This window comes from Nocardia sp. NPDC058114 (assembly GCF_042884695.1).
Lineage (GTDB): Bacteria > Actinomycetota > Actinomycetes > Mycobacteriales > Mycobacteriaceae > Nocardia.
On sequence record NZ_JBHVTK010000007.1, the window covers coordinates 312199 to 332496 of the forward strand.

13 protein-coding genes are annotated in these 20298 nt (G+C 65.9%); 11 read left to right on the forward strand and 2 right to left on the reverse strand.

Going from position 1 to position 20298, the window contains the following annotated elements:
* Window positions 1–4: 4 nt before the first annotated feature.
* Together ACFVVI_RS25785 and ACFVVI_RS25790 are read left to right on the forward strand one after the other, a co-directional pair.
* A complete protein-coding gene (locus ACFVVI_RS25785) occupies window positions 5–1585 on the forward strand; it encodes a protein kinase (protein WP_387447218.1) in 1581 nt (526 codons plus the stop codon).
* 35 nt (window positions 1586–1620) lie between these two features.
* Window positions 1621–2601: an aminoglycoside phosphotransferase family protein gene (locus ACFVVI_RS25790; RefSeq protein ID WP_387447219.1), complete on the forward strand. Its 981-nt coding sequence runs from the start codon at window positions 1621–1623 to the stop codon at window positions 2599–2601.
* A gap of 20 nt (window positions 2602–2621) precedes the next feature.
* Here ACFVVI_RS25790 and ACFVVI_RS25795 read toward each other — a convergent pair whose 3' ends face one another.
* Window positions 2622–3476, reverse strand: coding sequence for a LysR family transcriptional regulator (locus ACFVVI_RS25795; protein WP_378633279.1), 855 nt, complete (start codon window positions 3474–3476; stop codon window positions 2622–2624).
* 145 nt (window positions 3477–3621) lie between these two features.
* Between ACFVVI_RS25795 and ACFVVI_RS25800 the strand changes: the two genes are divergently transcribed.
* From ACFVVI_RS25800 to ACFVVI_RS25815, 4 genes are all read left to right on the forward strand, one after another.
* Window positions 3622–4974: an NAD(P)/FAD-dependent oxidoreductase gene (locus tag ACFVVI_RS25800; RefSeq protein ID WP_387447220.1), complete on the forward strand. Its 1353-nt coding sequence runs from the start codon at window positions 3622–3624 to the stop codon at window positions 4972–4974.
* Between the two features lie 249 nt (window positions 4975–5223).
* Complete coding sequence (locus ACFVVI_RS25805) at window positions 5224–6042, forward strand: GNAT family N-acetyltransferase (protein ID WP_378991558.1); 819 nt, start codon at window positions 5224–5226, stop codon at window positions 6040–6042.
* A gap of 46 nt (window positions 6043–6088) precedes the next feature.
* Window positions 6089–7000: a lysophospholipid acyltransferase family protein gene (locus tag ACFVVI_RS25810; protein WP_379315289.1), complete on the forward strand. Its 912-nt coding sequence runs from the start codon at window positions 6089–6091 to the stop codon at window positions 6998–7000.
* Window positions 7001–7438: 438 nt separating this feature from the next.
* Window positions 7439–13531 (forward strand): amino acid adenylation domain-containing protein, encoded by a 6093-nt coding sequence (locus ACFVVI_RS25815; RefSeq protein WP_387447222.1) that lies wholly within the window; start codon window positions 7439–7441, stop codon window positions 13529–13531.
* A gap of 94 nt (window positions 13532–13625) precedes the next feature.
* Here ACFVVI_RS25815 and ACFVVI_RS25820 read toward each other — a convergent pair whose 3' ends face one another.
* On the reverse strand, window positions 13626–14522 hold the full coding sequence (locus ACFVVI_RS25820) for an MBL fold metallo-hydrolase (RefSeq protein ID WP_387447223.1): 897 nt from the start codon (window positions 14520–14522) through the stop codon (window positions 13626–13628).
* 127 nt (window positions 14523–14649) lie between these two features.
* Here ACFVVI_RS25820 and ACFVVI_RS25825 point away from each other — a divergent pair, with 127 nt between their 5' ends.
* The 5 genes from ACFVVI_RS25825 to ACFVVI_RS25845 all read left to right on the forward strand — a co-directional run bounded on the left by ACFVVI_RS25825 (window position 14650) and on the right by ACFVVI_RS25845 (window position 20294).
* Window positions 14650–15966 carry an NAD(P)/FAD-dependent oxidoreductase gene (locus ACFVVI_RS25825; RefSeq protein WP_387447225.1) on the forward strand — a complete coding sequence of 439 codons (1317 nt, stop codon included), beginning with the start codon at window positions 14650–14652 and terminating at the stop codon, window positions 15964–15966.
* Window positions 15963–17231: a cation:proton antiporter gene (locus tag ACFVVI_RS25830; protein ID WP_387447226.1), complete on the forward strand. Its 1269-nt coding sequence runs from the start codon at window positions 15963–15965 to the stop codon at window positions 17229–17231. The genes ACFVVI_RS25825 and ACFVVI_RS25830 overlap by 4 nt, the downstream gene beginning before the upstream one ends.
* A complete protein-coding gene (locus ACFVVI_RS25835) occupies window positions 17228–17764 on the forward strand; it encodes a hypothetical protein (RefSeq protein WP_387447227.1) in 537 nt (178 codons plus the stop codon). The genes ACFVVI_RS25830 and ACFVVI_RS25835 overlap by 4 nt, the downstream gene beginning before the upstream one ends.
* A gap of 7 nt (window positions 17765–17771) precedes the next feature.
* The gene (locus ACFVVI_RS25840; RefSeq protein WP_387447228.1) at window positions 17772–18230 is read left to right on the forward strand and encodes an SRPBCC family protein; all 459 of its coding nucleotides are present in this window, start codon (window positions 17772–17774) and stop codon (window positions 18228–18230) included.
* Window positions 18231–18935: 705 nt separating this feature from the next.
* Window positions 18936–20294 (forward strand): acyl-CoA dehydrogenase family protein, encoded by a 1359-nt coding sequence (locus ACFVVI_RS25845; protein ID WP_387447229.1) that lies wholly within the window; start codon window positions 18936–18938, stop codon window positions 20292–20294.
* The last annotated feature ends 4 nt before the right edge of the window (window positions 20295–20298 follow it).

Below are 20298 nucleotides of genomic sequence, written 5' to 3' on the forward strand. Positions count from 1 at the left end.
AGTCGTGTTGGAATCGGGGGCGGGCTTCGCTGGATATCGCTTGGAGCGGGTGCTCGGGCAAGGGGGGATGGGGACGGTCTATCTGGCCGAGCATCCTCGCTTGCCGCGCAGTGTCGCGCTGAAATTGCTGAATCGGGAGTTCTCGGCCGATCAGGAATTGCAGCGGCGGTTCGAGCGGGAGGCCGATGTTGTCGCGCAGCTGGATCATCCGAGCATCGTCGGGGTGTACGACCGTGGCAGCGATGACGGGTATCTGTGGATCGCGATGCAGTTCATTCGCGGAACCGATGCCGCCACGTGGGATTCGCGTGCGCACGAGCCGGGGGTCACCGCGCGCCTGATCGGGGAAACGGCGTCGGCACTGGACTACGCCAACCAGCACGGAGTGCTGCACCGTGACGTGAAGCCGGGCAACATCCTGATCGCCGACGCCGAACACGGTCGTGAAATCCGGGCGGTACTCACCGATTTCGGGATCGCCCGGGTGGCCACCGCCAACACTCAGCTCACGGCGACGGGTACCTTCACCGCCACCCTCGCCTACGCCTCGCCCGAGCAGCTCTCCGGTGAGATCGTCGACCACCGCAGCGACCAGTACTCGCTGGCCTGCACCCTGTTCGCGATGTACGCCGGGCATCCGCCCTATACCGCGACCAACCCCGGCCAGGTGGTAGCGGGACACCTGTCGCACCCGGTGCCGCGACTCACCACGGTGCGAACGGATCTGCCGCCCGCGGTCGACGACGTCATCGCCCGCGCGATGGCCAAGCGGCGTGACGAGCGGTTCGGCAGCGCAACGGAATTCACCGAGGCGATCCGGGATGCGCTCGAGGGCAGGCATGTCGCCGCGCCGACCGTGCGCCGGCCGTGGACCGACTCCGCGCACCAGGTTCCGGGATCCGGTGAACACGCGCAGCGACCGTGGACCGATCCCGCCCGACAGTGGCACGGCTCCGGCGGACATCCGCAGCAGCCCGTCCTCCCGTCGTATGGTCACAGTGAACAGGTGCAGCAGCACAGCCCGCAGGTGCAGAGCGTCGGTGGGCACCCACAACCCGGCTGGGGGCGCGCGGAATACGGTGCGCCGGTGGGTGATCCGCGGATGTACCCGATGGTGGCGGGCAATCAGTGGTACCAGGCCCCGGTCGGCGGCCCGGAGCCGTCGAAGGCCGCCGCGTTCTTCGTCGGCATCGTGACGCTGCTGTTCAGTCTGTCGATCGCGGCCTTCCTGATCTACGGCATCACCGAAACCGTCGACGAGATCGACCGGGGCAAGGATCCGAGCGGGTCGTTCATCGCGATCGCGATTCTCACCGTCGTCGTCGCGTTCACCGGCAGTGGCGCGGTGTTGCTGCTCTGCGCGCGCACCGCCGGTCGTGTCATGTCGATCATCACCGCGGTGCTCGTCGGGCTCTTCGCGCTGTTCGGGGTCATCGGGTCCGCGGTGGGCGAGGTCTACGCCGCCACCGCCGCCAGTGCCGCGGTGTTCGTCCTCGCGGCGGCGCTGGTCGGTTTCGCGGCATCATCGTCGACCGGGCGCTGGATCCGCTATCGCAAGGCGGTGCGCGCGAGTCGTTGGCGATGACCCGCGGTGTAGGCGGCCATCAGTAGGGTGGGCTGATGTCGTCTGGGCGTGTGGTGCTGCCATCTTCGGTCGAGGAGACGGTTCGCGCGGTGTTCGGTGCGGCCGGGGCGCGGTGGATCGACGCGTTGCCCGAGGTGGTGGCGGGGTTGGCCGCTCGGTGGGGGCTGACCGAGTTCTCCGCGCCGTTCGGTGGCGGAACGCACGCCTACGTGGCCGCCGCGCGGCGCGTGGGCGGGGCATGGGTGGTGTTGAAGGTGCCGATGGTCGACGAGGAGAACGTCGCCGAGGCCACCGCGCTGCACAGCTATGCCGGCGACGGTGCGGTCCGGCTGCTCGATTTCGACCCGGCCAGCGGTGCGATGCTGCTCGAATGGGCCCGTCCGGGCACGGAATTGCTCACCCAGCCGGGGTTCCCGAGCCTGGAGGGGCGACCGGAGAACGCCGACAAGGTGGCGTTCGCCTGCGGGTTGTATCGCCGACTGCGGCGTCCCCGGACCGCGGTTCCCGCCGGTTTCCCGGAACTGCCCATGGCCACCGATATCGTGACAGGTCTCCGTGCGCGGCTGGCCGATCCGGAACCCGCACTGGCCGAACACCTCTCACCACTGCTGCGAGAACGGGCAGCGTGCAGGTGTGCCGAGTTGAGCGAGCCGGCCGGTGAACTGCTGATCGTCAACCGCGACACCCATCTCGGCAATATCGTGGCCGCCGAACGTGAACCGTGGCTGCTGATCGATCCGAAACCCTGCCTCGGCGAAGCCGCCTTCGACGCGGGCTTCCTGATCATGATCCAGGTCCAGACGACGCCGACCCCCGAACACGCGCGCGCCGTCGTCGTCACGACCGCGCGTCACCTCGATGTTCCGATCGACCGCGCGGGCGCCTGGGCTTTCCTGCGCGCGATCGAGGAGATCGTCTGGTCGGTCGAGGACGGCGACGACGACACTCTGCCACTGCACGTGGCGGTCGCGACGGCGCTCGCGGGCGACCCGTGGCGATCCGGCGACCCGACCTGAACGGCCGGGGCCACCACGATTCACGGCCGGTGCAGCGCATCCAGCAGGGTCTGCACGATCGGGTTCTCGCGGGCGTCCTCGCGCAGGACCGCTGACACCGGGATGCGCAGGCGGTGGTCGGTGAGGTCGAGGGTGAGCAGGCCCTTGGTGGGGCCCTCGTAGAGGATCGTCCAGGACTCGGGGCGGTTGAGCAGCTCCATCGTGGCGGTGTGATCGGGCGGAATCGGCGGGCCGAAGGTGGGTCCGGTCGGGAGGTCGGCGAAGGCGGAGCGGATCAGTGTGTGCAACAACACCTGCTCCTGCTCGGGCGGGAGCAGCAGGGGGTAGGGGCTCAGATCGGCGAGGGTGACCGCGCCGCGTTCGGCCAGCGGATGGTTGCTCGAGATGGCGATCACCAGGTCCTCGACCCACAGCTGTTCCACCGCGAGGCCCGGCTGTTCGACGCTGCCGCGGATCAGCGCCAGATCGCAGTCGCCGTCGGCCACCGCGGTGATCCGCTGACGGAAGGGCTTGATCACGTATTCGATCTCGGCGTCGGGGTGGGCGGCCCGCGCGGTGGCGATCGCCGACAGCGACGGCGCGGCGAAAGACATGTTCGCGGCCAGGCGAATGCGCGGTCCGGTGGTGCGCACGGCGGCACGGATCGCCGATTCCAGGCTCAGCATCTGCTTGGCCAGTGGCAGCAGGCGCGAGGTCGCGTCGGTCGGGACGACGGCGCGGGTGGTGCGCTCGAACAGTTGCGCGCCGAGGTCACGTTCCAGTCTCGCGATCTGGTGGCTGATCGCGGATTGGGAGATGAAGCAGCGGTTGGCCGCGCGGCTGAAACTGAGCTCCTCGCAGACGGCCACGAAGTAGGCCAACTGTCGAAGTTCCACCAGGTACCTCCTATTGATTAGTTATGCAGATAAGAGTCATCTCTATTATGCGCCCAGGCAGTGGAAACATCTTCGTTCCGCATCGCGTTTACTCATAGGAAAGGATTTATTACCGATCTGGAACGCGATCTTGGAGCGAGTGATCATGGAACACACAGATGTCGTCATCGTCGGCTCGGGCTTCGGAGGCCTGGCCGCAGCCAAGCAACTGGCCAAGTCACGAGTCGGTGTCGTGCTGATCTCGAGCACGCCCGAACACCTGTTCCAGCCGCTGCTCTATCAGGTGGCGACCGGCGTGCTCGCGCCCGAGGAGATCGCGCCGCCGATCAAGAACGTACTGCGCCGCCACCCCGAGATCGACGTCCGCCTCGGCAAGGTCACCGGTATCGACGCCGAGAACGCGGTCCTCACCTACGAGACCGCCGACGGTCCCCGCCAGATCGCCTACGCCTCGCTGATCGCCGCCACCGGCGCCAGCCAGAGCTACTTCGGCCGCGACGACTTCGCCGAGAAGACCTATTCGCTCAAGACCATCGACGACGCCCAGCGTCTGCGCCGGCAGATCGCCCACGTGTTCGCCCTGGCCGAGGGCGCCGACGAGGTGACCAGGCACCGCCTGCTCAGCTTCGTGGTGGTCGGCGCGGGCGCGACCGGTGTCGAGGTGGCCGGCCAGATCAAGGAACTCGCGAAACGGCACTTCCACCAGCAGGTTTCGGTGACCCTGGTCGAGGGCGCCGGCGAGGTGCTGCCGCCCTTCGGCGGCGGGCTCTCGGAATACGCGAAACGCTCGCTCACCGACAGCGGCGTCGAGGTGCTGCTGGGCACCTTCGTCACCGACATCGACGAGGGCAAGGTGACGGTCAAGGACAAAGAGGGCATGGAGCGCCGGATCGCCGCCGAGACGGTGGTGTGGTCGGCGGGCGTGCAGGTCGGCGGCTTCGCGACCTTGCTCGCCGAGGCCACCGGCGCCGAGACCGACCGTGCGGGCCGCATCCTGATCAACCCCGACCTGACCGTCGGCGGCCACGCCGACATCTACGCCATCGGCGACATGACCTCGCTCAACGGCTACCCCGGCCAGTCGCCGGTCGCCATGCAGGAGGGTCGCCACGCCGCCGACATCATCCGGCGCAAGAAGGCCGCGGGCACGCCGTTCGTCTACTGGGACAAGGGCAGCATGGCCGTGATCAGCCGCTTCAGCGCGGTGGTGAAGCTCAACGAGCGCGTGACGTTCAAGGGCACCATCGCCTGGGCGATGTGGTTGGCCGTGCACCTGATGTACCTGGTCGGCTTCCGCAACCGGTTCGCCGCGGTGGCGGGGTGGCTGGTCGCGTTCATCGGGACGGCGCGCCCCGGCTTCGACGAGGCCGAGCGCGCTGAGGCCGAGCGGGCGAAGGTCGAGCCGGTGAAGGCTGAACCGGCGAAGGCCGAGTCGGCGGACGCCGATCGCGCCGACGACACCGTTGCGGCGACCACCAAGGAGCGGGTGAACGCCTGACCCACCCCTGCGACGGCCTGCCGAGGAATCGGCGGGCTGTTGTCGTTTTCGCAATGCTCGAAATACCCGATCGCGAAGCGGGTCCAGCGCCGAAATCGGTCGTGTTCGGCTAGAAACCCGCAGGTGGGCGAACGATGGGCAGCGGGTCGGTAAACGCCCGGTGTGACGCCCATCTCGTTCACCGAACGGGCATCGGCACGACACTGGAGCGTCGCTCCGATGCCAGCTCGGACTGGCTTCATCAGCAGTATGACAATTTCGTCCGTGTTGACCGCCCCGGCGCCGGACTCCGGGGTGGGGAAATCTCGGTACTCCTTGGTCGTCGCGTCTGATGCCGAGCACCGGGAAGCCGCACAGCGACTGCGCTATCAGGTGTTCGCCTCCGAACCCGGTTTCCAGATGCCCGAGAACGCCACCGGTCTCGACGCCGACAAGTTCGACGAGCACTGCGACCACCTGCTGGTTCGGGACGAGTTCTCCGAACAGTTCGTCGGCTGCTACCGCATGCTGCCGCCGGACAAGGTCGACGCGGCGGGCGGCTACTACACCGCCACCGAGTTCGATCTGACCCAGCTCGATCCCACCGGTCACCGGATCGTCGAGATGGGCCGGGCCTGCGTGGTGCCCGATCACCGCAACGGCTCGGTGCTCACCCTCATGTGGGCGGGCATCCTGCACTACATCCAGCTCACCGGATACGACTGGGTGATGGGCTGTGTGTCGGTGCCGATGCGCGATTCCCCGACCGATCCGGCCGGGGTGAACGTGCGCGGCGTGCGCGACCAGCTGCTCGGCCGCCACGCGTGCGACCCCGAGCGCCGGGTGCACCCGTACAACCCGGTCGTCGTCGACGGACTCTCCCTCGATCAGATGACCCCGCCGAGCCGCCCCAAGATGCCGCCGCTGCTGCGCGGTTACCTGCGCCTCGGCGCCGAGATCTGCGGCGAACCGGCCCACGATCCAGATTTCGCCGTCGCCGACTTCGTCGCGCTGCTCGGCATGGAAACCATCAACACCCGGTACCTGGAGCGGCTGCAGAGCGCGGCCGCCAATTTCGACGGGAAGTAAACCCATGGTGTTCGACGCGCCGCTTGCAACGCACTCTCATTCGTGGATGCCGTCGAGCCCCTGTGGGTCCGGCTGCATCGAGCCGATCGACGAGGTCGGCACCGCCAGGATGTTCGCCCGGCTGGCCGGAATGGCCGGGCTGGTGCTCAGCTTCCCGGTACTGACCGTGGCCACCCCGAAGTCGCGGCGCGAGCAGTTGCAGCGCCGTTACGCCAGGGCGGCACTGAGTTGCCTCGGGATGCGATTACGCATCATCGACAATCGGATTCCCGAGCAGTCCTCGGCGGAGGGTTTCGCCGACACCGGCACCGCGGTGATGATCGTGGCCGGGCACATCGGCTGGGCGGATGTGGTGGCGCTGGCCGCGGTGCAGCCGGTCAGCTTCGTGGCCCGTGCCGACATGGTCGAGTGGCCGCTGCTGGGCAAACTCGCCAAGCTCACTCGCGTCATCCCGATCGAGCGGGCGCGACTGCGTGAACTGCCCGGCGTGGTCGGGCAGGTGGCCGACCGGCTGTCCGCCGGTAACCGGATCGTTGTCTTCCCCGAGGGCACCACCTGGTGCGGCCGGGCCTACGGTTCGATGCGGCCCGCCATGTTCCAGGCCGCCGTCGACACCACCACCCCGGTCCAGCCGGTGCGGCTGCGGTATCTGGACAGTGACGGAATGCCGTGCACCGTACCCGGTTTCGTCGGGACCGACACCTTCGCCGATTCCGCGAAGCGAGTGCTGCGCAGCAAGGGCATGATCGCCGAGATCGTGCTCGAGCCGCTCGAACACCCCGGATTGGATCGCCGGGATCTGGCCCGGCGCTGCGAGGCGGCGGTGCGGGGCACCGACCGTTCCCGCCACGGGGTGGCCGACACCCAGTGGATCGAAGCGGGCAATACCCGCGTGCAGGACCCCTCGATGGGGGAGCAGGGGGAGGTTCGCCGACCGGCGAGGGCTACTGCCTGGTAACCATTCTCGGCCGGAATCATCGACTGCCGGAGACCGCGTTCGCGGTCTCCGGTTTTGTCGTCTGTGTCGGAGGAATCGTCACGGACGTGCAGGTCGGTGACGGGCCGACAAATAGTGGGAATGTGAAAAGCTCATGTCCGCTCGGAGATGTTTCGTCCTGCGTATGACCTGCGTATGAGCTGTGTAACAAACTGGCCAGTCGGCTATACCCATTGGTGTGTACGTTGAAACGATCAAATTGCCACTGCGCCGAAATTGATGAGATATTTGCGGTACCGTCACGCAGGATTTTTCCGATACCCCGTGTAGCCGAGAGTCCAGGCGATGGTCGAGATGTGCGATCGCAAGGGTGATCCATGGTGAAGGGAAGCCTTTCCGGTGACTGAGCAAGCTTCTGGCGTACGCCGTCGCGCCGCGCGTCGAATCCGCCGCGCGCCCGTGACGTCCACGTTGCCGCGCCTCCTGCTGGCCGCCGTCGAGCGTGCCCCCGAGGCGCCCGCGTTGCGATTTGCCGGGCAGACCCTCACCTACACCGAACTGGACCAGTGGTCGTCGCGTCTGGCCAGGGTGCTGATCGCCCGCGGCCTCGGCCCCGGTGACCGGTTCGTCCTCGCGCTGACCCGCTCGATCGAGTCCGTGGTCGCGGTCTGGGCGGCCGCCAAGTCCGGCGCCACCTTCGTGCCCGTCGATCCCCGCTACCCGGCCGAACGGGTGGCCCATATGCTCGCCGACTCCGGCGCCGCGTTCGGGCTGGCCACGGCGGCGGACGCGGCCCGGCTCGACGCCGGGATCCAGTGGCTCGCCCTCGATTCCGACGAGTTCGGCGTCGAATGCGCCGCGATGTCGGACGAACCCGTGAGCGCGGGCGAACGCGTCCGCAGGCTTTCCCCGGACGACCTCGCCTACATCATCTACACCTCCGGCTCGACCGGCGTCCCCAAGGGGGTCGCGGTCACCCACACCGGTCTGGCCGGGCTGTGCGCCGAACAGGTCCGCCGCTTCGGCATCACCCCCGCCTCGCGCACGCTGCACTTCGCCTCGCCCAGCTTCGACGCCAGCATGCTGGAGATGCTGCTGGCGATCGGCGCGAGCGCGACAATGGTCATCGCGCCGCCCGATGTCTACGGTGGCGACGAACTGACCGAACTGCTGCGCGCCGAACGGGTGACCCACGCCTTCATCACACCCGCCGCCCTGGCCGGGCTCGACCCGGCGGCGCTGCCGGAACTGGCCGCGCTCGCCGTCGGCGGTGAGGCCTATCCGCCCGAGCTGATCGCGCGGTGGGCGCCCGGCCGCGCGTTCTTCAATGTGTACGGCCCGACCGAGACCACCATCGTCTGCGCGATGAGCGATCGGCTGACCGCCGACGACGTGATCACCATGGGCGACACGATCCCTGGGATGACGGCACTGGTCCTCGACGCCCGCCTGCGCCCGGTTCCGGATCGGGTGCCCGGCGAGCTCTACCTCACGGGGGAAGGTCTGGCCCGCGGTTACCACGATCGCGCCGGGCTCACCGCGAGCAGATTCGTCGCCGACCCGCTCGGTCGCGGCAGGCTCTACCGCACCGGTGATCTGGTGCAGTGGGTTCCCGTGCCCGGCGGGGTCGGCCTGAAATTCCTCGGGCGCACCGACGCGCAGGTGAAGCTGCGTGGCTTCCGCATCGAACTCGGCGAGATCGACGCGCTGTTCGCCGCCGACGACACGGTGCGCTTCGCTGCCACGCTGATCCGGACGCTGCCCAGCGGGGAGAGCGCGCTCGTCTCCTACCTCGTCGCGGCCGCGGGTGCCACGATCGACACGACGGCACTCATCCGGCTGGCCGAGCGGCGCCTGCCCCAGCACGCGGTGCCCGCCGCGATCGTGGTGCTCGACGAGGTGCCGTTGACGCCGGTCGGCAAGCTCGATCACCGGGCACTGCCCGCGCCGGAACTCGCCGCCCGCGAGTTCGAGGAGCCGCGCGGTGACACCGAACGCACCGTGGCCGCGGTCTTCGCCGAACTGCTCGGCGCCGACCCGATCGGGCGCGGCGACGGCTTCTTCGCTCTCGGCGGCAATTCGCTGCTCGCTACCCAGCTGGCCGGTCGGCTCGGTGCCGCGGTCGGGGTGCGGGTACCGGCCCGCACCGTGTTCGAGCACGGCACGGTGGCCGAGCTGGCCGGTGCCCTCGACGCGCTGGTCGGTGCCGCGTCGGCGCGGGTACCGCTGACCCGGCGCGAACGTGGTGCGCACGTCCCGCTGTCGCTCGCCCAGCAGCGCATGTGGTTCATGGCGCGGCTGGATCCCGACTCCAGCGCCTACAACATCCCGGTCGCGCTGCGGCTGTCCGGCCCGCTCGACACCGTCGCGCTCACCACCGCACTCGACGACGTGCTCGAACGCCACGAGGTGCTGCGCACGGTGTACCCCGAGCACGAGGGCGCGGGTTTCCAGCAGGTGCTGCCCGTGGCGCAGGCCGGCCTCGACGTGCTGGTCGACCCGATCGCGGAAGCCGATCTGCCGGGCGCACTGGCCAGGCTGACATTCGGCGGATTCGACGTGTGCCGTCGAGTTCCCGTGCGCGCGGCCGTGTTCCGGCTCTCCGCGACCGACCATGTGCTGGCGGTGGTCGTGCACCACATCGCCACCGACGGCTTCTCGCTCGGCCCGCTGACGCGCGACCTGATGACCGCCTATGCCGCTCGTGCCGCCGGTACGGCGCCCGGCTGGGCACCGTTGCCCGTGCAGTACGCGGACTACACGCTCTGGCAGCAGGAAATGCTCGGTGCGGCAGACGATGCCAACTCGCTGCTGGCCGAACAGCTCGGGTTCTGGCGCACCGCGCTCGCCGGTGCCCCGGCCCTGCTCGAGCTGCCCACCGACCGGCCGCGTCCGCCGGTGGCGGGAACTCGCGGTGCCGCACAGGACTTCGCGGTGCCCGCCGAGGTGCACGCCGCGCTGGAAACCCTGGCGCGCGAACACAATGCCTCGCTGTTCATGGTCGTGCGCGCCGCGCTGTCGGTGCTGCTGGCGCGGGTCGCCGGTACCGAGGATGTCACCGTCGGCGCGCCGGTCGCGGGCCGTGGCGAACCCGAGCTCGACGATCTCGTCGGCATGTTCGTCAACACCATCGTGTTGCGCACCCGCGTCGACGCCGCCGAATCCTTCGCGGCCCTGCTCGATCGGGTTCGCGATATCGATCTGGCCGCCTTCGCCCACGCCGATGTGCCCTTCGAACGCCTTGTCGCCGAACTGGATCCGCCGCGCACCCAGGCACACCACCCGCTGTACCAGGTGGCGCTGTCGTTCCAGAACTTCGGCGCCACGCGCCTCGAACTGCCCGAGCTGACGGTGTCGGCGGTGGATCTGGGCGAGGAAGCGGCACCGGTGGATCTCCAGCTCACCGTTGTTCCGCTCGAGGACAATGACGGACCCGCCGGTCTGCGCTGCTCCTGGCGCTACGCCACCGACCTGTTCGACGCCTCGACCATGGCGACGCTCGGTGCCCGGCTGGCCGGGCTCCTGGCCGCGGCCGTCGCCGCGCCGCACCGGCCCGTCGGCGACCTGCCGGTGCTGACGGAAGCCGAGCTGACCGAGCCCTCCGGCGAGCTCCGGCTCGTCTCCGACGCGACGTTGCTCGACGAGTTCCAGGCCCGCGCCCAGCATCGTCCGGACGCACCCGCGGTCACTTTCGACGAGGTCACGGTGACCTACGGCGAGCTGGCCGGCCGTGTCAACCGGCTGGCCCGGCTGCTGGTCGCCGACGGCGTCGGCCCCGGAAGCACGGTGGGCGTGGCGATTCGGCCGTCGATCGATCTCGTCGTCGCCATGTACGCCGTGTTCGCGGCCGGTGGCGCCTACGTGCCGCTCGATCCCGATTCGCCCGCCGAACGCCGCGCCGACATCCTCGCCGCCGCACAGCCGGTCTGCCTGCTGTCCACCACCGGCGACGCGATCACGGCCGACGGACTGCCGGTCGTGGAGGTGGACCGGGTCGCGCTGTCGCACTTCTCGGACGCCTGGCTGACCGACGCCGACCGGCTGCGTCCCCTGCACACCCTCGACCTGGCATATGTGATCTTCACGTCCGGTTCGACGGGCAAGCCGAAGGGCGTCGGCGTGCCGCACGCGGCGATCGTCAACCAGGCCGCGTTCATGGTCGGCGAGTACGGGGTGGGGGAGTCCGACACTGTCCTGCAGTCGATTCCGTTCACCTTCGATGCCTCGATGATCGGTTTCGCTTCCCCGTTGCGCGCCGGTGCGCACATGATCGTGGCCGCCACGCAGGGGCTCACCGATCCCGCTTACCTCGCCGAACTCGTTGCCCGCCATCGTGTTACCGGTACCACCATCGTGCCCTCGGTCCTGCAGATGCTGCTGGATTCCGCGCCCACCGGCGCCCTGCGTTCGCTGCGCGCGGTGTGGGTCGGCGGTGAGGCGCTGCCGAACGCCACCATCGAACGCTTCACCACCGTCACCGCGGGTCGTCTGCACAATCTGTACGGCCCCACCGAGGCCACTGTGTCGATCACCGGCGCCGATGTGACCGAGGTGGGCGACGGCATCGTTCCGATCGGCTTGCCGCACTGGAATTCTCGTGCCTACGTGCTCGACGCGCGGCTGCGGCCGGTGCCGGTCGGCACGCCCGGTGAGCTGTACCTGGCCGGTGCGCAACTGGCTCGCGGCTACCTCGGCAGCCCCGACAAGACGATGGAGCGATTCGTCGCCGACCCGTACGGTCCCGTCGGCGAGCGCATGTACCGCACCGGCGATCTGGTGCGCAGACTCCCGTCCGGTGACCTGACCTACCTGGGCCGCACCGACGTTCAGCTCAAACTGCACGGCCTGCGCATCGAACCCGGCGAGATCGAGGCGGCGCTGCGCACGCATCCGGCGGTCGCGGGCGCGGCGGTCGCGGTGCACCACGAGCAGTTGGTCGGCTACGTGACGCCCCTCGACGCGTCGGTCGACACCGTCGAGGTGCTGGCGACCATTCGAACCCTGTTGCCCCCGTACATGATTCCGCACCGTCTGGTGGTGCTCGACGAGTTCCCGCTCGGTGCCACCGGCAAGCTCGACCGCAAGGCGCTGCCCGCGCCCGCCGTGGAGATCCGCGAATACCAGGCACCGGCCACCGCCGACGAGCAGATCGTCGCCTCGGCGATCGCCGGAGTACTCGACCTCGAACGGGTCGGCCGTGACGACGACTTCTTCGTCCTCGGCGGCACCTCGCTCGCGGCGATCCGGGTGCGCGCCACCCTCGCCGAGCAACTGGGCATCGAGGTGCCGCTGCGCCTGCTGTTCAGCTATCCGCTGGTCAGCGACCTGGCGCTGGCGTTGCGCGACGAGTCGTCGGCCTCGGCCGCCGGTCCCGATCCGGCCGTGGACGCGATCCTCGACCCGTCGATCGACCTCACCGGCTGCGCGCCCCAGCGCACCGGCGCACCGGCCACGCTGCTGCTCACCGGCGCCACCGGGTTCCTCGGCAGCTTCCTGCTGCGCGAACTCCTCGAACAGACATCGGCGACCGTTCACTGCCTGGTCCGCGCCACCGATGACGCGGGCGCGGTGGATCGCGTGGTCTCCACCGCCGCGAAGTACCGCATCGATCTGCGGCCCTATCGCGACCGAATCGTCGGCGTCCCCGGCGATCTCGCGCAGCCGAACCTCGGCATGGACCCACTGCGCTTCGCCGAACTCGCCGCCAGGGCCGACGCGATCTATCACAACGGCGCGCTGGTGAACCACCTCGAACCGTACGCACGGATGCGAGCGGCCAATGTCTGCGGCACCACCGAGGTGTTGCGCCTGGCCACCACCACCAGGGTCAAGCCGATCCACTATGTGTCGACCCTGTCGGTGCTGGCGGGGGTCCCGCAGGACAACGGGGTGCCCGCCGGTCTGCCCGGCTACGCGATGACCAAGTGGGTCGCCGAGCAGCTCGTGCACGCCGCGATCGAGCGTGGCGTTCCCATCGCCGTCTACCGCCCCGGCTTGATCACCGGCGACTCCCGCACGGGCGTCGCCCCGGCCGAGGACGCCTGGTGGACGATGTTGCGGTCCATGCTGGTGCTCGGGGTGGCTGTCGATGTGCGGGCGATCGCCATCGAGATGGCCCCGGTCGACCATGTCGCGGCGGGGATCGTCAGCCGATCTCGCCAGGCGGCGGCCATCGGCAACATCTTCCGGGCCTCCGGCGCGCAGGTGCCGCTGCAAGTCGTCTACGAGGAGATCCGCAGTCGCGGTTACCGTTTCGACTTCATCGACCCGATGGAATTCGGCCTCCAGCTCTCCACCGCAGCGGAACGCCAGGACGCGGACCCCATCCTGGCGCGGGCTTCGGCACTGAGCGGCAACTACGCGGCCGCCCTCGCCAAGGCGAATCCGGCGGCGGTGCTCACCCGCGTGGAATCGGCCCCCGCCGAACCCTTCCGCGGCCTGCCGATCGAGTTCCCCGCGGTCGACGCCGCGGTCATCGCCCGCTACTTCGACCACTACATCGACATCGGCTTCTTCCCGGCGCCCGGAGCGGAGAATCTCACGCCCGCGTGAGGTGACGCTATTGCCCTGGCGTCCCGGGGAGTGCTTCACCGGTGCTAGCACTGAGTGTCACGGGCTGGGGGAAATGTCGTCGAACGGGGGTATATCATGCGCGACAGGTCGGCAGGCGGCCGTGGTACCGAACCATCTCGGCGAACATCAGTCCCAGGTCAAGCGGATCACCCGGATCAGCGCCATCGGCTTCGGCGTACGCACGGTGCAAGTTCGGAACGAGCCGCTCGGAGTCGCGAAGTTCCGCATACTCGCCGAGACTGATCTGTGCAGCAAGTTCCAGCACGGTCAATCCCGCTGAAATCCCTATGTCGGCCTGTTCTTCCAGCCAACATAGGTAGTCAGTAGTGGCATCGAGTATTTCGGGCCCGCCTACTGGTCCATGGCCAGGAACGACTACGTCCGGCTGCAGCGCGCGTAGGCTGTCGAGGGCTGCGAGCGAACCTGCCACAGATCCCATTTGCACAAAAGGTGTGACGCCGGCCATGGCTATATCGCCGGTGAAGAGGACCTTCTGGTGTGGCAACCACACCACAGTGTCGTCAGCCGAATGCGCGGGTCCGGCATACCTGAGTTCGACCTCCAATTCGCCGACGTATACCCGCATTTGCTGGTTGTACGTTACCGATGGCGGTCTCAGTGCAATCTCGCCCCAGTCGACTTCCGGCCAGAGCGTAGTGAGATGTAATCCCGCTGTTCTGGCTTCCGACCGAGTTCGTTCGTGCCCGACGATAGTAGCTTCGGGAAAGACATGGTTTCCGAAGCAATGGTCACCATGGAAATGCGTATTGACAATGATATTGGGCGGTTGCGCCGACAGTTCGGCCGCTGCTGCACGCAGTCGCAGCGCCCGCCGCGTAGTGGCCACCGTGTCGATGAGCATCAGCTCGTCACCGCCGCGCACTATGCCCGCATTGTTCAGGCACCAACTGCCGTCCGGCTGAACATATGCGAACACATCTGGCGCGACTTCTTGTGTCTCGGGCTCCACGGTGCGATCATCTTCCGCCTCGCTCGATATTCGATCAAGAATCGCTCGAATCCATGGACTCGAGTCAAAGACCAGCGTTGCTCTAGCGTGCTGTCCGAATCTTCCAGGGACCCGAAAGGAACCGAAGATGAACCTTCACGTCAGCGACTCTTCTCGCAACGATCAACTTCCCGATGAGCCTGATGTGATAGTCATCGGTGGAGGCCCTGCAGGGAGTACGGTTGCAAGTCTGCTGGCTAGAGTTGGACGTCGAGTTCTTGTCCTGGAGAGAGAGAAATTTCCCAGATATCATATCGGTGAGTCCCTGGTGACCGGCGTTATGCCGGCGCTCGACGAGCTAGGAATTCGGCACAAGATCGAGGCGGCCGGCTTCCGGAAGAAGTACGGTATCAGCTTGCTATGGGGCGCCGAACGGGAATTGTGGAGCGTTGCCTTCGGCGAGGGCGGACCATATGACTATGCCTATCAGGTAAAGCGTGCCGAATTCGACGCGATGCTACTCGATCACACTCGTGAGTTGGGTGCAATCGTAGTGGAAGAAGCGACCGTATCGGACGTACTGTTCGAGGACGGCCGTGCTGTCGGTGTCAAATACTCGGTAGGCCGCAAAGGTCACCAGCGTGAGCTCCGCGCCCGCTATGTGGTCGATGCTTCGGGCCAGTCAAAACTCCTGGCCAGAAAGACCGGTCGTATCGAGTGGCTGGAGGACCTCAAGAATCTTGCAGTCTGGACCTACTACCAAGGTGGCAAGCCGCTGCCGGATGATATTGATCAAGGCAATATCCTGACCGAATCGCACACCGACGGCTGGTTCTGGGTTATCCCTTTCAGTGACGGATCGCGCAGCGTCGGGTTCGTCGGGCCGAACGACACCTTTGCACAATCGGGTCTGCCTCCCGAAGAGTTCTTTCAAGCCAGGTTGGCGACGGCAAACGTGGTGCGCGAACTTCTCGACGGCGCGATCCGGATCGCGGGATATCGAACGGCTAAGGATTGGTCCTACATGTCGGCGGCCTTCTGCGGCCCGGGGCACCTCCAAGTCGGTGACGCGGCGGCTTTCGTCGATCCGCTGTTCTCGACTGGAGTCATGCTCGCCATGCGAAGTGCCGTGAATGCCGCCCGCACTGTGGATGCGATTCTGCACGAACCTGGGTCCGAGACCATGCGGCAGGCCGCCTACGAGCACGGATACCGCGAGTTCTTCGAGACGGTGGCGTCTTTTGTTCGATACTTCTACGACGACCGTCGTCGGCGCGGCGAGTATTGGGAACGCGCACAGGAATTGATCGATCCAGTCCGGGAACTCGGCGAGCGCGCCGACTTCGTCAAGTTGATCTCGGGGTTGAACGTCGAGCGCGCGGTCATGACCCTGCAGGGCGACTCCGCTATGTCGGGAGACGACGTCCCGCACACCGTCAGCTCGGCTGAGCGTCGGCCCACATGATCGCGGATCCGGCTGCGCGCCTGTTCGCGGCACTCGCCATGGTGACCCTGCTCGCCTTGGTCAGCGGCGTATTGGTACGTCGTATCGGACAGCCACCGGTGATCGGCGAGATCGTCGCGGGACTTCTGCTCGGCCCGGTGTTGCTCGGGCTCCTACCGAACAGCCCGATCGCCGCGATATTCGCCACGGATACACGTGCGTTGCTCGGCGCGATCGCACAGGTCGGTCTGGTCTGCTATATGTTCACGGTCGGTCAGGAAATGCGTGGACATCGGTTGGGCACGGGTATTGGTCGAACTGCTGTCGTCGCGCTGGCTTCGACGGCTGTCCCGATGGTGTGCGGCATCGTGCTCGGACTGCTTATCGTAGATTGGCCCGGTATCGGGGGAACGAGTCAACTTCCACTCATGCTCGGTGTATTGCTGTCCATCACCGCTGTGCCGGTGCTATCCCGAATTCTCGACGAACGCGGACTTGCCGAGTCGGCTCCTGGAATTCTGAGTCTTCGGGCAGCAGCCGTCACCGACGCGATTGCTTGGGCAGCCCTTGCAGTCATGTTCGCGGGCAATTCTGGTGGCGGCCTCGGTGCGGCGCCTTTGTTGCTCCTCGTATTCGTCGGAGTGATCACGACAGTCGGACGGGTCGCGCTACGCCGCGTAATCAACGGAGCACCCCATTCCCGATCGTGGGAGTTCGCCGTTATCGCGTGCATGCTGTTCGGTTGTGCCTGGGCGACATCGTCGATCGGGCTGCATGCAGTCTTCGGTGCGCTGCTCTGTGGGGTGGTCACGCCCACTCGTGAACGTGGGGTCCCCTATTCGCACCTATCGATGCCGTTTCGGTCGGTGGCGGTGCTACTGCTTCCGGTCTATTTCCTGACCACAGGCCTCGACCTGGAGTGGAATTCGATAGGCGAGATTGGTCCGGTCTTGTTGCTCACCCTGTGCGTGGTCGCCTTCGGCGCCAAGATTTTGCCCGCGGCCGGCGCAGCCAGAGCTGTTGGGCTGGGCGCGGCTGATTCCTGGTCGGTGGGCGTGCTACTCAATACGCGGGGGCTGACCGAACTGGTCGCGCTGAACATTGCATTGAAAGCTGGAGGTATCAGCCCACCGATTTATACCATTCTTGTTCTCGTCACGTTATTAACGACGCTGCTGACATGTCCACAACTCGCCGCAATCGCCTGGGTGCGCGAGCGTTACCATCGAAGTCTCGTCGAGGGTTCGGTGGCACCCAATTATCTGCATGATTGGAAGTCGGTATGAAAATCGAAAGCACTGATATGAACCTGAGAATAACCGCAGACACGTCTTCGGTATTTGACCACCAGTGTACGGAAGTAGCGGTGATTGCCGCACCGAGGGCCGCGGTCTACCAGGCACTGTTCGACGTGTGGGACTGGCCGAAACGATTGCCGCACGTCGCACAGATCGACCTCCAGTACAATGATGGTCAATACCAAGAATTTATGATGACCGTTGAGTCGGACGCGGGCCACGCCCCGTTGTGTGTGCGGTCGATTCGCAATTGCCGGCCCGACATCATCGAGTTCTTCCAGCCTCAGCCCCCTGCCTTCCTCGCCCATCACGCAGGAGTTTGGCGTTTGAGCGATGGAGATTCGGATGGCACCAGGGTCGAAGTCACCCATGTATGGAATTTGGCGCCGGAAGTGGCAGCGGAGATCTATCCACCCGGTGCCGCCGGATCTACTGAAGACCAAGTAACGGCCGTGTTGGCCGGTCACTCTCGGGTTGCTCTACAGGGCTGGCAGCGCGTGTTCGCGGAACAAGGCCGGTGAGTTGTGCATGCGTATCTCTGAATCTATTCGAATCATGGCGCCGATCGAAATCACGTATTCAGCTTTCGAGGATCTCGAACGGTGGCCGACCGTGCTACCCGACACGTTGCGGGTGGAGGTGCTGTACGACGACAGGTACAACCAGGAGTTCACCATGACAGTGGCGCGACCGAGTGGCCCCGAGACTGTCCGCGGCGTCCGGTACTGCAGGCGGCCGTTCGAACTCGAAATCTTTCACATAACGCCGCCACCCGTCGTGAAACGTATGAGCGGACGGTGGACGTTCAGCGACACGGGGGGTTTTACCACCGTGTCGGCGGACCGCGAGTTCGAAATCCGCGATGACGCGAAGGGGCCGGATGGCGTATTCCTCGATGCGGAGCAGTTCGCGGTAAAGCTGGCGGATACTTTGCGCACAAATCTCGCGCTGTTCCGCGATGCGATCGAGCAATATGTCGCCGACTGAGCGGACGGGGGTCGCAGACCATGTCGTTGCCGCAATTATGATCCCGGCGGCTCGACCGGAAGTCGCTACCCTGTTCTGGGATATCAAGGCGTGGCAGTACGTGTGGGATCGTATTAGTCGGGTGGATGTGAGTTATGCAGACCCGGAACATCAGGAGTTCACGATGTCGGTAGAGCGTGACGGATGTGTCGAAAATGTGCGGACCGCCCGTTACCGGACCGCGGATGGTGACATCGAATTTTTCAGTCCGGTGCCTCCCTCGAAGATGGACTGTCACCGCGGGTCCTGGAGATTCAATGACGCGGACCATGGCTGTATGGTGACCGCTCGACGCGATTATGTCCTGACCAGATCGGAAAGCGAGAGTGCGTCGAATTACACGTTGCGTCGGGCCGTGTACAGAGACGAATTCACGCTGAGGCTGAACGCAATCTTGGAATCATTCCTATATCACTTTTGCCTCGATGAGAACGGGGTCACCTTATGACCGAGTGCATTGGAGAGGTGCGAATATGTTGTAGCCCAGCTGCGCTGAGATCCTACCTCGGGGATGTCAGGAATCTTCCGGCGTGGACGCATTTCTTTCGCTCAGTCGGGCCGGCTGATGGCAACGGCAGATACTCGGCTGAGTCAGCGGTGGGGTCCATCTCTACCTGGATCGAGTCCACGCAGGAGGGAACTGCGACTTGCTTGCGGATTTGCTCGATGATCCACGGACGTGTCGAATATGCCGAACTTACCTTCGTTCCCGATCCGGCGGGGCAGTTGGTCAGGTTCGTCGTGACGCTTCCGGACGGAGTGAGCCCTGACCAGGTCGAAAAGCAGCGTAGCCGTCAGCGGTCGGAGCTGGGGGAGCTTCGTCGAATCCTGGAGGGGCACGACCCATGGGATCTTCCTGACTCGGTGCTGACGGGAGAAGATTTGTCAGCACTCGTATCCTCGGCCGTGAGTTCCTTGCCCGACTTCGAGGGAATTACAAGGTTTCCACGGGATCTGATACAGAATCTGGCTGAGGCCGGCCTTATCGAACGTCGTTGGCGGCAACGGTCCGCCGGTATCGCGGGCGATGTGGAGTTCGGGATATTGCTCAGTGATGAGCTCGCGAGACAGGTTCCAGCCGGCGCGTGCATCGGATACTCGTTGCACACTGAAACCGTTCTGTCACTCCTGCATCGGTTTGGCGACAACGAATTCCTTACACAGCTACGCGCGGAGGCAATGGCCGGCCGGAAGATCGGTTGTATAGCCGCCAGCGAGTATACCGGGGGCAGTGACTTGTCAGCCATCAAGACTCTCGCGACGCAGGTCGATGACGGGTGGGTGATCAGCGGACGAAAGAAGTTCGTATCGTTGGGAGCCGTGGCAGATTTCGCAATCACTTTGTGCCAGATCGCCGAACCGTTGGGTGAACCGACCGGCCGGACAGCGCTCATCGTTGTTCCGCTGGACGAGACGGTCGTGGTCGCCGAACACGACAAGTTGGGAACGCACTGCCTGGATACGGTGGCAATCGAATTCGATCATGTCCTCGTACCTGACGATGCCTTCCTCGGCAGGAAAGGTTTGGGCGTGCTCAGCCTGAACTATGGACTGACATTTGAGCGACTCGCGATCGCATCGCAGGTGACCCGTGGATGTGAACTTGCGCTAAGCATGGCAGTAGAGCACGCAGAACGACGACGGCAATTCGGCAAAGCGCTCAGAGATCATCAGTACTTGAGGTTTCGTATGGCAGAGCAATTGGCAGAGATTTATACACTGAAATCCGCGGTGTCCGATTTGGCACGAGAGGTCGCCCACAGCCCGATGAACCGCGGGCTGATGTCCAGAATAGCCGGGGTCAAACTAGTGGCTGCACGGGCCGGGGAGCGCCTGATCAGTGAGTCGATGCAGGTTTTCGGAGGTGCGGGCTATCTGCTGTCGGAGACGCCACTCGGCCAGTTCTGGAATGACGTGCGAGTGGCTCGGATCGGCGCTGGAACCGATGAGATGATGCTGAGCATTGTCTCGGAAATGCTCGCAGGTGAGACGGAACTGTACGACCGACTGGTGCGGATCTCGTGAACGG

Excerpts from the sequence above, each read along its gene's own strand:
- ACFVVI_RS25800 (WP_387447220.1), top strand. The coding sequence starts at position 3,622 with ATGGAACACACAGATGTCGTCATCGTCGGCTCGGGCTTCGGAGGCCTG.
- ACFVVI_RS25810 (WP_379315289.1), top strand. The coding sequence starts at position 6,089 with ATGCCGTCGAGCCCCTGTGGGTCCGGCTGCATCGAGCCGATCGACGAG.
- ACFVVI_RS25825 (WP_387447225.1), top strand. The coding sequence starts at position 14,650 with ATGAACCTTCACGTCAGCGACTCTTCTCGCAACGATCAACTTCCCGAT.
- ACFVVI_RS25790 (WP_387447219.1), top strand. The coding sequence starts at position 1,621 with ATGTCGTCTGGGCGTGTGGTGCTGCCATCTTCGGTCGAGGAGACGGTT.
- ACFVVI_RS25835 (WP_387447227.1), top strand. The coding sequence starts at position 17,228 with ATGAAAATCGAAAGCACTGATATGAACCTGAGAATAACCGCAGACACG.
- ACFVVI_RS25845 (WP_387447229.1), top strand. The coding sequence starts at position 18,936 with ATGATCCACGGACGTGTCGAATATGCCGAACTTACCTTCGTTCCCGAT.
- ACFVVI_RS25805 (WP_378991558.1), top strand. The coding sequence starts at position 5,224 with ATGACAATTTCGTCCGTGTTGACCGCCCCGGCGCCGGACTCCGGGGTG.
- ACFVVI_RS25840 (WP_387447228.1), top strand. The coding sequence starts at position 17,772 with ATGCGTATCTCTGAATCTATTCGAATCATGGCGCCGATCGAAATCACG.
- ACFVVI_RS25830 (WP_387447226.1), top strand. The coding sequence starts at position 15,963 with ATGATCGCGGATCCGGCTGCGCGCCTGTTCGCGGCACTCGCCATGGTG.